Source organism: Hydrogenophaga sp. ZJX-1, from assembly GCF_048590325.1.
Classification (GTDB): domain Bacteria; phylum Pseudomonadota; class Gammaproteobacteria; order Burkholderiales; family Burkholderiaceae_C; genus Hydrogenophaga.
Genome location: NZ_JBMBRA010000001.1, coordinates 304,512 through 318,248, shown reverse-complemented (window position 1 = coordinate 318,248; position 13,737 = coordinate 304,512). Strand labels below are relative to the sequence as shown.

Below are 13,737 nucleotides of genomic sequence, written 5' to 3'. Positions count from 1 at the left end.
CCGACACCAGGTGCCTTGAAATCCTTGGACAGTCGGCCATCCAGCGCGAACGCGCCGGGCACAGGTGTTCCAATTTGAATCATTTGCGCCTCATCGGACCGGCGCGCTGTCACAGACTGGCATTCAAAAGCACCCGCCAGCGGCACCCAGGTGGCCACACCCGGTGGCGGGCAAATTGCTTTGGCACACAAAGAGGCAGTCGGTACAACATGTTTCATACCGGGAATACCCAGTGTTGATTCATGGGACAGATATGAAGAGAATCACATGCACCAAGACCAACAAGACACAGACGAGACAACACCCCTCCTGACCCCGTGCGATGCGCCCTGGGCCATGGACTATTGGGGGGGATTTCCGCCCGACCCTGGAGACGACATGAGTGCAGGCATCCACACGCGCCCCGACGAAGGACGCGTCGGGGCTGCGCCAGCTGGCGCCTCCCCGAACCCCGACCTGATCGGCCAGTCCCACCAGCGTTCGCAGGCCTATGGCATCACGGCGCAGGCCGAACCCGACTTCTCCAGCCCCTCGCGTGGCGTGTTGAACGACGCGCTGGACGAAAACCGCTTTCTCTTCCAGCACGCCGCCCCCGTGATGGAGACGCTGTACGACCAGATCGTCAACACCCACAGCATGGTGCTGCTGACCTCGGCGCGCGGCATGGTGCTGCACTCGCTGGGTGACACCGACTTCCTTGAAAAAGCTTCGCGCGTGGCGCTCACGCCCGGTATGGACTGGTCCGAGCAGACCAAGGGCACCAACGCCATCGGCACCGCGCTGACCGAAGAAGAAGCGCTCACGGTGCACGGCAACCAGCACTACCTGAACGCCAACAAGTTCCTCACCTGCTCCGCCGCACCCATCTTCGATCCCTACGGCCAGGTCATCGGCGCGCTCGACGTCACCGGCGACCACCGCAGCTTCCACCAGCACACACTGGCACTGGTGCGCATGTCGGCGCAGATGATCGAGAACCACATGTTCGCCGACATCTTCCCGAAGGCGATCCGCATCCACTTCCACACCCGCTCGGAATTCCTGGGCACCCTGGTCGAAGGCATCGCGGTGTTTTCGCCCGAGGGGCGTTTCATCTCGGCCAACCGCAGCGGGCAGTTCCAGATCGGCCTGCCCTTCGCGGCGCTCAAGGCCCACACCTTTTCTTCGCTGTTCGGCATCCCGATCTCGGCACTGTTCGAGCTGTTCAGCGGCGCCATGCCCAACCCCAAGCAGCTGGTGCTGCACAACGGCGTGTCGGTGTGGTGCCGCGTCAAGGTCAAGACGGCCCATCCCTGGTCGGCTGCCCGGCCAGATGCCCACCAGGGACAGCAGGCCTTCACCGCGGAAACGGGTCAGGGCGTGGCAGCGCAGGCGCTGGCCAAACCCCTGGTCAAGAAGATGCAACTGTCGTCGCTGCAATACCTGGACACCGGTGACGCCCAGGTGTCGTCGGTCATCCACAAGTTGCGCATGGTGTCGGGCAAGGACATCCCGGTCATGATCCTGGGCGAAACCGGCACCGGCAAAGACCTGCTGGCGCAGGCCATCCACGGCGACTCGAACCGGTCCGGCCAGCCCTTCGTGTCGGTCAACTGCGCGTCGATTCCCGAGACCCTGATCGAGTCCGAGCTGTTCGGCTACGAAGAAGGCGCCTTCACCGGCGCGCGCAAGAAGGGCGCCATCGGCAAGATCCTGCAGGCCCATGGCGGTACGCTGTTTCTTGACGAAATCGGTGACATGCCCAAGCACCTGCAGGCGCGGCTGCTGCGCGTGCTGCAGGAGCGCCGGGTCAGCCCGCTGGGTGCGGGCAAAGAGGTCGACGTGGACGTGGCCGTGGTCTGCGCCACACACAAGAACATCAAGGACATGATCGCGCGCGGCGACTTCCGCGAGGACCTGTACTACCGGCTCAATGGCCTGGTGGTGCGCCTGCCGGCGCTGCGTGAGCGCACCGACTTCGAACTCGTCGTGCGCAAGATCCTCAAGGCCCTGTGCGAGAACGGCGAGCAGATCGGCATCTCGCCCGAGGTCATGAACATCTTCAAGCGCTACCACTGGCCGGGCAATTTCCGCCAGCTGCACAACCTGATGCGCACCGCCGTGGTCATGGTGGGCTGCCAGGGCGTGATCGAGCTGAGCCATCTGCCCGACGATTTCCTGGAAGAGCTGGAGCATGGCCTGCCCAACCCGATCCCGCCGCGCCTGATGGGATCGATCGGCCCGGCCCAGCCGCTGCCCGACGAGCCCAACACCGCCCCGATGCCCGAGCCAGCGGCGCCCGAGGGCAGTCGCCTGGAAGACGTGGCACTGAACGCCATGGCGCAGATGCTGCGGCTGCACAAGGGCAACGTGTCGGCCGCGGCCAAGGCGCTGGGCGTCTCGCGCAACACGATCTACCGCAAGAAGGATCTGCTGCCTCCGGGGACTTTGTAACCCCCTGCGCCGCCTGCGGCGTCCTCCCCAAGGGGCGATGCGAGTGGCCCGGCAGAGCCGGCTCCACCGCATCCTGGCTTCAAGGCACTTCGCGCCGGAGGTGCTGATTATTTTGTTGGCGCTGTTCCCTGCTCCATCCACACGGGTTCCAGCTCGCGCCAGGCGCGCTGCAGGTTGAAGCCGTGGCGCTCGCTGTACCCGGCCCAGTCGCGGTAGGCCGGTAGTTCGCCCCAGGCCGTTTCCTGTGGCTGGTGGCCCTGGTCCATGGCTTGCAGCACGCGCGCGCGCAGCGCCGTCAGGTAGTTTTGTGTGGCCGCCAGCGCTGGCGCTGCCTTTCCCGCCTTTGGCGCGCGAGACCACACGGTGCCCAGCACCTGTTGCGGCCGCAGCGCCTGCAGCCGTTCCAGCGCCGCGAGCCAGCCGTCCAGGCTGCCCTGCGCGAGTTCGGGCACGCGCCCGTCGTACACCAGACCACCGGCCCACAGCACGCGGTGGCGGGCGTTCCAGAGCACCAGGTCGCCCTCGGTGTGGCCGGGCTCAATGGACTTCACCAGAAGGCTCAGCAGGCCCACGCGCAGCCGCTCGCCCACCGCCAGCGTGCGGCTGGGCAACACGATGCCCGTGCCCGCCAATGCCGCTGTGCCTGCGCGGCTGGTCAGGCTGGCCAGGCAGTCCGTGCAGCGCTGTTGCATGGCCCTGCGCGTGGCGGCGCTGGCCAGGATCTCCAGTTCACCGGCTTCCAGCAGGTCGGCAAAGGCCGAGTTGGCCATCACGTTTTCGGCGTGAGCGTGGGTGTTCACCACCCAGCGCACACGCGCCTTGAATTGGCAGGCGATCGACGCGCGCAGGCGCAGGCCGTGGCGGTGGCTCGGGCCGGGGTCGATCACCAGCGCCTCGCCGCCGCTGACCACCACACTGGCGGGCAGCACATGGCCGGCGTTGGCGGGCGACACCTCGCCGTTCTCCGCCGCGGGCCAGACCCAGATGCCCGGTGCCACCGGCTGCCACGGCACGGCGTCGACCGCCTGGCAATCGATTGACGGGTCGGCCGCTTGCGACGGCGCCACGAAGCCGCCAAAGCACAGCAGCGCGACCAGCCAGCGGATCAGCACGGCGCTCATCGCCAGGCCTGCGTGCCGTGCTCGGTGAGGGCGTATGGAATGTGTCCTCATCCGTGTCTCCGCAGCACCGCGCGCAAGGCGGCGAGCATGCCCGGCTCGGCACCCAGGTGGCCGCTCAGGGGCTCGGTCAGCGTGACCCGTTGCGGCGCCAGATGACGGCCCAGCGCGGCCCAGGCACGGCTGTTGGCGGGCGGGCAGACGGCGTCGCAGGCGCCGTGCACCCAGTCCACCGGCACGCCCTGGCGCGCCAGGCCCAGCACGGCGCCATCCAGCGCGCCGGGCCGCACAAAGCCGCGGTGCTGCAGGTAGTGCGCCTGGATGCGGAATTTGTTCAGCGCCGCCCGGTCCAGCGGGCTCGTGGCGCGGCGGTGTCGGCTGGCCTGTGACTTCCGTTGCCGACGCCGCAGCGCAGCCCAGTCGCGCCGGATCGCGGCGGCCTGGGCAGCCGTTGCCTGCGTCACCGCCTGCCGCAGCGCGCGGCGCATGCCGTTCGAAACGCAGGCCGTCTCCAGCAAGGCCCAGCGCCGCGACACGCGCAGGCCTGCAACACCGGGTGTTCCACTTTGAAGCAGTTGTCTCAGCCGGGCCAGCGTCGCGGGCAATGACACACCCGGCACGGCGGGCCAGGCGGCCTCGCGGCCGAGGGTCTGTAGCACCCGGCGTGACGGCTGCAGCAGCCCGCCCACCTCGCGCCGGCTGAGCGCAAACGCGCCACGCAACACCAGGCGCTGCACCCGCTGCGGGTGTGCTCGTGCATAGGCCAGCGCCACCACCGTGCCCCACGAACCCGCCAGCAGCGACCAGCGTTCGACGCCCAGATGTTGCCGCAACAACTCCATGTCGGCCACCAGCGCATGGGTGGTGCTGGCCGCGGTTTTCCCTCTGGGGCGACTGGCTCCGCAGCCGCGCTGGTCGGGCGCGATCGCCCACTGGCACGACAGGTCCAGCGGCGCAAGCATGCCTGGCTGGCAACTGCTGCCGGGGCCACCGTGCAGCAGCAGCCAGGGTGCGCCCTGCGGGTTGCCCGCGGTGCGAAACGCCATGCGGTGACCGCGCCCGACGGACAGGTAGGCCGGCGGTGGCCAGGCGCTGCGCCGACCCGCGGAAAGCGCCGACTCAGGGGTATCCCTAGGTTGGTCTTTCGTGGCATCGATATTGCTGTTCATGGGGTGCAACTTGAGGTGCAGTGGTGCTGACAAGTTAGCAGACATGTTTCATGCCAACCCACCTACCGGAGACAGACTATGCAATGGACCACCCCCGCTTTCACCGACCTGCGTTTCGGTTTTGAAATCACGATGTACATCGCCAACCGCTGAAACGCGGCCGGCTTTGACCTGAAAGCGCACGGCCCCACCTCCGTGCGCTTTTTTCTTCACCCCACCCCCAACGTACAACAGGCTCGACCATGCGCATCCGGGTTCTCGGCTCATCGGCCGGCGGGGGCTTCCCGCAGTGGAACTGCAACTGCCCCAACTGCGACGGCTTTCGCCGTGGCACGCTCAAGGCGCGTGCGCGCACACAGTCGTCCATCGCCATCAGTGCCGACGGCAGCGACTGGCTGCTCGTCAACGCCTCGCCCGACATCCTGACCCAGATCCGTGAAGCGCCCGAGCTGCAGCCGGCCCGCGCCATCCGCGACAGCGGCATCGCCGCCGTGCTGCTCATGGACGCGCAGATCGACCACGTCACCGGCCTGCTGATGCTGCGCGAACGCCAGACACCGCTGCCCCTGCTCGCCACGCCCGAGGTGTTCTCCGACATCTCCAGCGGCTTCCCGATCACCGGCATCCTGTCGCACTACTGCGGCGTGCAACGCCAGGAACTGCCCATCGACGGCAGCACGGTGAACGTGCCCGGCCTGCCTGGCCTGCAGGTGCAGACCGTGTCGCTCTCGTCCAAGCCGCCGCCGTATTCGCCCTTCCGCGGCAACCCGCGCCCCGGTGACAACATCGGCCTGCTGATCAGCAACCCTGCCACCGGGCAACGCGCGTTCTACGCGCCCGGCCTGGCGGAGGTCACGTCCGCGCTGATCGAGCTCATGAGCGGCTGCGCCGTGGTGCTGATCGACGGCACCTTCTGGACCCACGACGAAATGCAGCGCCTGGGCCTCTCGGCCAAGGCCGCGCTCGACATGGGCCACCTGCCGCAGAGCGGCCCGGGCGGCATGATCGAACAGCTCGATAGGTTGCCGGCAGGCATCCGCAAGATCCTCATCCACATCAACAACACCAACCCCATGCTGGTGGAAGACTCCGATGAACGCGCCGAACTCACCGCGCACGGCATCGAGGTCGCCCACGACGGCATGGACATCACGTTCTGAAGACCCGGCCATGGAAATCGCCCAAGCCATCCGCACCAACAGCCACCTGCCCGCCTGGAGCCCCGACGCCTTCGAGGCCCAGCTGCGCGACAAGGGCCGCAGCTACCACATCCACCACCCGTTCAACGTGCGCATGAACTCGGGCGGCTGCACGCCCGACGAGATCCGCTGCTGGGTGGCCAACCGCTTTTATTACCAGATCTGCATCCCGCGCAAAGACGCCGCCATCCTCGCCAACATGCCCGACCGCGCGCACCGCCGGCTGTGGATAGAACGCATCCTGGACCACGACGGCCATGGCGACTACGAGGGCTCGGCCGCGGGCGGCATCGAGGCCTGGACGCGGCTGGGCGAAGCGGTCGGCATCGCGCGCGAAGACCTGTGGTCGCTGCAGGGCGTGGTGCCCGCGGTGCGTTTTGCGTGCGACGCCTATGTGAATTTCGCGGCCAAGGCGCCGTGGCAGGAAGCCGTGTGCTCCTCGCTCACCGAAATGTTTGCGCCGCAGATCCACAAGGACCGCCTGGCCACCTGGCCCACGCACTACCCCTGGATCGAGGCCAGCGGCCTGGCCTATTTCCGCAGCCGCATCCCGCTCGCCAGCCGCGACGTGGAACACGGCCTGCAGGTCACGCTGAGCCACTTCAACACCCGCGAAGCGCAGCACCACGCACTGGACATCCTGCAGTTCAAGCTGGACATCCTCTGGACCATGCTGGACGCCATCGAGAAAGCCTGTCAGTGATGGACGCCCCCCTGCGCCGCTTCGCGGCCTCCCCCCAGGGGGACCACGCCTTTGGACCGGCAAAGCCGGATCTTCGGCGTGTGCTGGGATTGACACGCAAGCCGGACAGGTTTCTGCACCGCATCGAACAACCAACATGGGCACTGCGATGAGTACGTTGCCGAATCAACCCAAGCTCTCGCGCCGCTTCCGCTTGCAGTACGAAGAAGCGCAGAGCCGCTGGGTGCTGCTGTACCCCGAGGGCATGGTGCAGCTCAACGGCAGCGCGGCGGAAATCCTGAAACGCTGCGATGGCGAGCGCAGCCTGGACACCATCGTGGGCGAGCTGGAGCAGGCGTTCAACGCTGAAGGGCTGGCGCCGCAGGTCCAGGCACTTCTTGAAGAGGGACAACGCCGTGGCTGGATCGACTGACGCCCCCACCGTCGGTCAGCCCCTGTGGCTGCTGGCCGAGCTCACCTACCAGTGCCCGCTGCACTGCGTGTTTTGCTACAACCCGACGCAGCACGCGCGCATCAAGGACGAGATGAGCACCGCGCAGTGGGTCGACGTGATGACCCAGGCGCGCAAGCTGGGCGCCGCGCAGTTGGGCTTTTCGGGTGGCGAGCCGCTGCTGCGCGACGACCTGGAGGAACTGGTGCAGGAAGCCCACCGCCTGGGCTACTACACCAACCTCATCACCTCCGGCGTGGGCCTCACGCCGACCCGCGCGCAGAAGCTGAAGGACGCCGGACTCGACCACGTTCAACTCTCGTTCCAGGACTCCACCAAGGAGCTGAACGATTTTCTGAGCCACACCAAGACCTTCGAACTCAAGCAGCGCGTGGCGCGGCTGATCAAGCAACACGACTGGCCGATGGTGATGAACTGCGTGCTGCACCGGCACAACCTGCCGCACGTGGGCAAGATCATCGAAATGGCCGTGGCGCTCGAAGCCGAGTACCTGGAACTCGCCAACACGCAGTACTACGGCTGGGCCTGGATCAACCGCGACCACCTCATGCCCACGCGCGAGGAGTTGCAGGAAGCCGAGGCGGTGGTCAACCGCTTCCGCGCCGAACAGGAAGGCAAGACCGGCCCCAGGACCCGCGTGCTGTTCGTGGTGCCCGACTATTTTGAAGAACGCCCCAAGGCCTGCATGAACGGCTGGGGCGCGGTGTTCCTCTCCATCGCGCCCGACGGCCTGGCCATGCCCTGCCACAACGCGCGCGACCTGCCGGGTCTGCAACTGCCGAACGTGAAAGACACGTCCGTCGCCGAAATCTGGCAACGCAGCAACGCCTTCAACGCCTTCCGTGGCGACAGCTGGATGAAGGCCCCCTGCCGCACCTGCGACGAACGCCACAAGGATTTCGGCGGCTGCCGCTGCCAGGCTTTCCTCATCACCGGCGACGCCACCGAGGCCGACCCGGTGTGCAGCAAGTCGCCGCACCACGAGAAGGTGGTGCAGCTGGTGAAACAGGCGCCCACGCGACGCAACATCCCGATCGTGTTCCGCAGCGATGCCGAATCCAGGCTGTTGCACGCCGAACCCAACGCATGAACCCACCCACGCCCGCCAGCGCCCCGCACCACCGCATGCTCGGTGCGGCGCTGGCCAGCCGCATCCCTGGCGCGCGCCACAGCCCGCTGGCATTGGAGCGCATGGAGCACGGCCTGTTCCTGCTCTGGCTGGCCTACATGGGCCTGCTGCTGTTCGGCGCCCTGCTGCTGTGGCAGGCCGGCGCCTGGCACCGTCTGGTCGAAGCCGATCCGACCGGGCTCACTGTCACCATCGTCCTGCTGTTCATCGGCTGCTCGGCCTGGGCCGGACGCCGCGCCTGGGTGCTGGGCCAGCAACGCCAGTGGCTCGACACCCATTTACACGCTGCCGGCACCTCTTCATCCGCCTGGAGCACCGAATACCACCAGGGCTGCGCCCTGCCCGGTGCCGACCGCAGCATCTGTCTCCAGGTCTTGGGCGAGCGTGCCCACGGCCCGCACGAGATGGCCTGGTGGCTCAACGGCATCCAGCTCAAGCTCGGCCTGCTCGGCAAGGTGATCGGTTTCTCCATCCTCGCGTTGCACCTGGGGCAGATGGACACGTTCGACGCCAGCCAGTCGTCGCTGCTGCTGAAGAACCTCACCGGCGGCCTCGGCATCGCCCTGCTCACCACCGTGACCGGCCTCACCGGCAACATCCTGCTCGGCCTGCAGCTCATGCGGCTGGACCGTTTTGCAGATGCGCTGGTGGCCGACACACTGGCCGCCATCCCCCCGACGACGCCACCGCAGGAGCCGCCCCATGGCGATCGGCCGAGCGGTCCGTGACACCGAAACCGACCCGTTCTACGACATGTTGTTCAACATGTTGATCGCCTTCGTCTTCTGTTTCGTCATCGCCCTGCTCTCGTTCAATCCCAAGGCCCGCAAGGCCGGCGACGTGCCGGCCAAGGCGGAGTTCATCGTCACCGTGTCCTGGCCCGACAACAACCCCAACGACGTCGACGCCTGGGTGCTGGAGCCGGGCGGCAAGACGCTGTGGTTCCGCCAGCGCGACGCTGGCATGCTGCACCTCGACCGCGACGACCGCGGCGCCAAGAACAACAGCGTCATGGTCAACGGCCGCGAGATCAGCAGCCCGATCCGGCAGGAGATCGTCACCCTGCGCGGCCTGGTGCCCGGCGAATACGTGGTCAACGCGCACTACTACGAGAGCAAGGACAAGCTGCCGGTGGACGTGTCGGTCGCGGTGGTGAAGGTCAACCCGCAGGCCGAGATCGTCTACACCGGCACGCAGCAGATTCCCGCCAAGGGCGACGAACGCACCCTCGTGCGCTTCAGCATCGACGAAGGTGGCAACGTCATCGACCTCAACACCCGACCCTTGACCATCGTTCAACGCGCCGGACTATGAAACACCCCCTGCGCCGCTTCGCGTCTTCCCCCCGGGGGACCAAACCAACGGCCCGGCAAAGCCGGCGCCTGGGTGTGTACTGGGTTGGCCCTGCTTCTTCCGTTGCGCTTCGCACGCCGGGCTGCTCACCTACTGACATGGTCTGAAAAATAATGATCCCCGCCGTTTCATCCCAGTTGCTGCTGCTCGTGCTGATGTACGCGCTGCTCGCCTTTCTGCTGCTTTGCCTGTGCCTGGCCACGCGCTGGCACTGGGGCCTGAAGGCCGCCATGGTGCTGCTGGTCAGCGGCTTCTATGTGTTTGGCCAGCAGACGCTGCTCGGCATTTCCGGTTGGCCGAGTGACGACGCTCTACCCAAGCGTTTCGTGCTGCTCGCCGCCGTGTTCGACGAACCCAGCCCGGCGCGCGACCACCCCGGCGCCATCTACATCTGGGTCAACCCCATGAAAGACAACGCGCCGCTGGCGATGCCGCGCGTGCACCGCCTGCCGTACGAGAAAGACCTGCACCGCATCCTGGGCGACGGCATGAAGAAGGCCCGCGACGGCAACACCCAGATGGGCAGCACCGAACCCAAGCGCGGCCAAGGCGGCCTGGCCTGGCTGCTGCCCGCGAGCAACGACAAGGTCGAGATCAAATTGACGGACCTGCCCCGCGCGCAGCTGCCGGAGAAATGATGAGCCCCCCCTGCGCCGCTTCGCGTCGTCCCCCCCACGGGGGGGACCCCACCAGTGGCCTGGCAAAGCCAGTTCCACGGTGGGTGCTGGGTTGCGCGCACACGTGGCTGGCTTCTGTTGTGATCGCCTTGCTCGCGACCGGGTGCGGCAACCGCAACCAGGGCAATCAGTGGTTCCCCCTGCGCGAAGGCGAAGCACAGGACTTCGTTGTGCAATACACCGGCGATGAACCGCGCGAGCCCGAACAATGGACCTTGCGCGTGACCCAACCCGAAACGTTTCAGGACCAGCCCGTCGCCGTGCGCCACCACTCCGCCGGCGTGAGCTACTACCTCAAAGTGGACGAGCAAGGCATCCGCCGCATCGCCACCCGTACCGACATCGACAATCAACCCACGGCCGACGCCGAACCGCTGTGGGTGCTGAAAGCGCCGTACCAGGTCGGTACCGAATGGACCACGCCCACCGTGCCCTACCTGATCCAGCGCAGGAACGAACACCCGCGCGACCTGAAATACACCCACAAGGCGCACATGACCTGGCGCATCGAGGCGGTGGATGACACCGTGAAGCTCGCCGACGGCACAGAACACCAACCCTGCCTGCGCGTGGTTGGTCAGGCCCGGCTGAACCTCTACACCGACCCGGTGAACGGATTCACCGACATCCCTCTGATCAGCCGTGAGTGGTATTGCCAAGGTGAGGGGCTGGTGAAATTCGAACGCGAGGAAAAGGTGCCCTCGGGTTTCCTGAGCGGAGGCCTGCTCACGGGTGAGTGGCTGCGGTGAGCGCAGACCAAAGCTGCCAGCGCTCCTTCCAGCGGATTGAAATCGGGACGGCACCCGAGGTCTCAAGGACTCCCATCTTGGCCGAGGAACTGACAGATCAGACAGGTGCGTCGATACCAAAAGTAAGTGCTGAATCGCCGGGTGCCACTTGCATTTCACGCAGGTCGGAAGACTGAAAATCCGGTACGTGCCGACACCGACACCGACACCGACATGTTCAGTCCAACCTTTTTCGGAGACACATCATGAACCAGCCCGCTTCTTTCATTCCGTTCTCGCCTTTTCGCTGGCATGCCATCAAACGAGCAACTGTGGTGCTGGCACTGGCGTCACTGACCGCCTGTGGTGGTGGCTCTGACGACGAGAACGCATTGACGAACGCCAAATCTTTCAAGGGCGTCGTTACCGACGTTGTCAGTCCATCGAGCTTCACCGTGGACGGCATCCCTGTGGACGCCTCGGGTGCACAGGCCACGCCACAGGGCCTGACAACAGGCAGTCTCGTGGAACTCCACGGTGAAGTGGTGAATGGCGTCTTTGTCGCCAGGCGCGTCGAACTGGACGACGACGATGACGACGATGACAACAACGACGATCCCAACGAACTCGAGGGTCGGGTGACTGCTTTCACAAGTCCGACCAGTTTCAGCGTGGACGGCATTCCTGTCGATGCAACCGCAGTCCCGATCACGCTCGCCCTTGGCGACGAGGTGGAAATCCATGGCGTGATCGTCAACGGTGTGATGCAGGCCAGTCGCATTGAACTCGAAGACGACGACGACGACGATGAAGACGACGACGATGAAGACGACGACGATGAAGATGACGACGACGACGAAGACCGCGATGACGACGAAGATGACGATGACAACAGCGGTCCGTCAGGGCAAAGCTGAACGGACATGCGGCTCAGTCCAGGCACCTCTGGTTCTTTGAGATTCCAGGGACGGTGGTGTCAGAGATGACGACCACCTTGCTGCCCGCCTTTGCCCAGATCCTGATCAGCCTCAGGCCAATCACCTGAAGGCGCAGGTTCATGGCGCCATCGTCCAGCATGAAAATGCTGGACGATCAGCCTGCCTTTGAAGCAGGCGGATCAATGATTGAGCTCCATCCAGGTCGACAGCCCCACCCCATCCGGATCTGGACAGGTCTGGCCCTCACAGGCTCAGCGCTTGCCTCCGCCATTCCCGCCGCCGCCACCTTTGCCTCCGCCATTCCCGCCCCCGCCATTCCCCCCGCCGCCACCTTTGCCCCCGGCGTTCCCTCCGCCGCTTGAGCGTCCACCCGCGTTGCCGCCGGCACTGGCACCACCCCCTTTGCTACCGCTGTTGCCGGCACCCTGTCCGCCACCATTGTTTCCGTTGCCCCCGGAGGCCTTGCCTCCACCCACACCGGCTCCAAGGCCGTTACCAGCGGCTGCCGCATGGCGGGTGGCGCGGGCACCAACAGTCACACCGGCCACGCGGTCGGCCTTGTCGGCCCGGTTGGCCGCGCTGACCACGGCGCCCAGGCGCAGGCCCAGGCTGTTGGCGATCTGGCCCCAGCCCATGCCACTGTCGCGCAGCGCCTGCACATCGCTGGTGGCCAAGGCGAGCTGCCCGGTGCTGGGCTCGCTGATGCCCTGCTGGCTGAGGTTGGCCCGGGCCAGTTGCAGGGTCATCTCTTGCTGACGCGTAGCCACCGCGGGGTCGGCAACCGCCACCGGTTCGACCACCACGTCCACGGTGACTTGGGCCCAGCTGGCGCCAGCGGCCAGGCAGGCAACGGCCAGCACGAGCGGGCGAAGGGTGGGGATTCGGTGTGTTGTGTTCATGAGTTTCTCCATGTGAACGAAAAGACAGACGGGATGCTACCCAGGGTAGCGGCAAGTCCCGTCACCAAATGTGACGAGATGTATGACTGAAGCACCGCACGACCCGCCTTGCGGGCCGGCCAATGAAGCACAACCACCAAGAAAACCTCGCCGGCTTCAGGTGGCGTTAAGCAACGGCCCGCATCGTTGCGCTGGCGGTGCAAGGGCACCCACCAACAGCCGATCCCGGTTTGGGGTCAGCAGCGTCACCACAAACACCCACAGAGGACACCAAGGCATGAACCACTCCCACACACTCCCCAACCGTTCCCCATTGGCAGCGCTGCGGCTGCTGTCTGCCTCATTGCTCATGGCCGGCCTGGTCGCCTGCGGCGGCGGCAGCGACGGCGACACCACCGCCGCAGCCAAGTCGTACAAGGGCACGGTGACCAGCTTTGACAGCCCGCAGAGCTTCAGCGTTGACGGCATCCCGGTCGATGCCAGTGGCTCCAATGCCGTGCCCCAGGGCATGGCCACGGGAACCCGGGTCGAGATTCAGGGCGAGATGGTCAACGGCAGGCTGCAGGCCCGACGCGTCGAGCTCGATGACAACGACGACACCGACGACGACAACACAGACCCCAACGAACTCGATGGCCGCGTGACGGCCTACTCAGGGCCTACCCGTTTCAGTGTGGATGGCATTGCCGTCGACGCGAGCGCCGTCCCCACCACCCTGGCCATCGGCATGCGCGTCGAGGTGTACGGAGCGATGAGCAACGGCACGATGGTGGCCAGCCGTGTCAAGGTCGAAAACCAGAGTGGTTCCGATGACAACGCGGACGACGACAACGAAGACAACGACGCCAACGATGACTCGGACAGCGGCAACGACGACCTCTGCGACGCCGTGGACAAATCGGCCTGTGAGGACGACAGCAAGGATTGAATGAGGCCTGAA

16 protein-coding genes are annotated in these 13,737 nt (G+C 66.0%); 12 read left to right on the top strand and 4 right to left on the bottom strand.

Translation table 11 applies throughout. The features are described 5' to 3' along the window. Window positions 1–378: 378 nt before the first annotated feature. On the top strand, window positions 379–2,433 hold the full coding sequence (locus ACN5W5_RS01590) for a sigma-54-dependent Fis family transcriptional regulator (protein ID WP_420046854.1): 2,055 nt from the start codon (window positions 379–381) through the stop codon (window positions 2,431–2,433). 107 nt (window positions 2,434–2,540) lie between these two features. On the opposite strand, the gene ACN5W5_RS01585 is transcribed toward ACN5W5_RS01590, so the two are convergent. Then, on the bottom strand, window positions 2,541–3,554 hold the full coding sequence (locus tag ACN5W5_RS01585) for an MBL fold metallo-hydrolase (protein WP_420046853.1): 1,014 nt from the start codon (window positions 3,552–3,554) through the stop codon (window positions 2,541–2,543). A gap of 47 nt (window positions 3,555–3,601) precedes the next feature. Beyond that, a complete protein-coding gene (locus ACN5W5_RS01580; protein WP_420046852.1) occupies window positions 3,602–4,720 on the bottom strand; it encodes an alpha/beta fold hydrolase in 1,119 nt (372 codons plus the stop codon). A gap of 78 nt (window positions 4,721–4,798) precedes the next feature. Between ACN5W5_RS01580 and pqqA the strand changes: the two genes are divergently transcribed. The 10 genes from pqqA (at window position 4,799) to ACN5W5_RS01530 (ending at window position 11,877) form a co-directional block, all read left to right on the top strand. Beyond that, complete coding sequence (pqqA, locus tag ACN5W5_RS01575; RefSeq protein ID WP_068167214.1) at window positions 4,799–4,873, top strand: pyrroloquinoline quinone precursor peptide PqqA; 75 nt, start codon at window positions 4,799–4,801, stop codon at window positions 4,871–4,873. A gap of 89 nt (window positions 4,874–4,962) precedes the next feature. Continuing rightward, window positions 4,963–5,880 carry a pyrroloquinoline quinone biosynthesis protein PqqB gene (gene pqqB, locus ACN5W5_RS01570; RefSeq protein WP_420046851.1) on the top strand — a complete coding sequence of 306 codons (918 nt, stop codon included), beginning with the start codon at window positions 4,963–4,965 and terminating at the stop codon, window positions 5,878–5,880. A 10-nt stretch (window positions 5,881–5,890) separates the two neighbouring features. Next, window positions 5,891–6,622 (top strand): pyrroloquinoline-quinone synthase PqqC, encoded by a 732-nt coding sequence (gene pqqC / locus ACN5W5_RS01565; RefSeq protein WP_420046850.1) that lies wholly within the window; start codon window positions 5,891–5,893, stop codon window positions 6,620–6,622. Window positions 6,623–6,758: 136 nt separating this feature from the next. After that, window positions 6,759–7,034 carry a pyrroloquinoline quinone biosynthesis peptide chaperone PqqD gene (gene pqqD / locus ACN5W5_RS01560; protein ID WP_420046849.1) on the top strand — a complete coding sequence of 92 codons (276 nt, stop codon included), beginning with the start codon at window positions 6,759–6,761 and terminating at the stop codon, window positions 7,032–7,034. Next, window positions 7,018–8,163: a pyrroloquinoline quinone biosynthesis protein PqqE gene (gene pqqE / locus ACN5W5_RS01555; RefSeq protein ID WP_420046848.1), complete on the top strand. Its 1,146-nt coding sequence runs from the start codon at window positions 7,018–7,020 to the stop codon at window positions 8,161–8,163. Before pqqD ends, pqqE begins: the two co-directional genes overlap by 17 nt. Further along, the gene (locus tag ACN5W5_RS01550) at window positions 8,160–8,930 is read left to right on the top strand and encodes a hypothetical protein (RefSeq protein WP_420046847.1); all 771 of its coding nucleotides are present in this window, start codon (window positions 8,160–8,162) and stop codon (window positions 8,928–8,930) included. The genes pqqE and ACN5W5_RS01550 overlap by 4 nt, the downstream gene beginning before the upstream one ends. Then, complete coding sequence (locus ACN5W5_RS01545; protein ID WP_420046846.1) at window positions 8,905–9,516, top strand: hypothetical protein; 612 nt, start codon at window positions 8,905–8,907, stop codon at window positions 9,514–9,516. Before ACN5W5_RS01550 ends, ACN5W5_RS01545 begins: the two co-directional genes overlap by 26 nt. 152 nt (window positions 9,517–9,668) lie before the next feature. Continuing rightward, complete coding sequence (locus tag ACN5W5_RS01540) at window positions 9,669–10,193, top strand: hypothetical protein (RefSeq protein ID WP_420046845.1); 525 nt, start codon at window positions 9,669–9,671, stop codon at window positions 10,191–10,193. 119 nt (window positions 10,194–10,312) lie between these two features. After that, the gene (locus ACN5W5_RS01535) at window positions 10,313–10,981 is read left to right on the top strand and encodes a hypothetical protein (protein WP_420046844.1); all 669 of its coding nucleotides are present in this window, start codon (window positions 10,313–10,315) and stop codon (window positions 10,979–10,981) included. A gap of 245 nt (window positions 10,982–11,226) precedes the next feature. Next, on the top strand, window positions 11,227–11,877 hold the full coding sequence (locus tag ACN5W5_RS01530) for a DUF5666 domain-containing protein (RefSeq protein ID WP_420046843.1): 651 nt from the start codon (window positions 11,227–11,229) through the stop codon (window positions 11,875–11,877). Between the two features lie 13 nt (window positions 11,878–11,890). On the opposite strand, the gene ACN5W5_RS01525 is transcribed toward ACN5W5_RS01530, so the two are convergent. Together ACN5W5_RS01525 and ACN5W5_RS01520 are read right to left on the bottom strand one after the other, a co-directional pair. Next, entirely contained in the window at window positions 11,891–12,019 is a 129-nt protein-coding gene (locus ACN5W5_RS01525) for a hypothetical protein (RefSeq protein ID WP_420046842.1), read from the bottom strand. Between the two features lie 130 nt (window positions 12,020–12,149). Further along, window positions 12,150–12,797 carry a hypothetical protein gene (locus ACN5W5_RS01520; RefSeq protein WP_420046841.1) on the bottom strand — a complete coding sequence of 216 codons (648 nt, stop codon included), beginning with the start codon at window positions 12,795–12,797 and terminating at the stop codon, window positions 12,150–12,152. A 277-nt stretch (window positions 12,798–13,074) separates the two neighbouring features. On the opposite strand from ACN5W5_RS01520, the gene ACN5W5_RS01515 reads away from it, so the two are divergent. Next, on the top strand, window positions 13,075–13,725 hold the full coding sequence (locus ACN5W5_RS01515; RefSeq protein WP_420046840.1) for a DUF5666 domain-containing protein: 651 nt from the start codon (window positions 13,075–13,077) through the stop codon (window positions 13,723–13,725). Window positions 13,726–13,737: the final 12 nt, after the last annotated feature.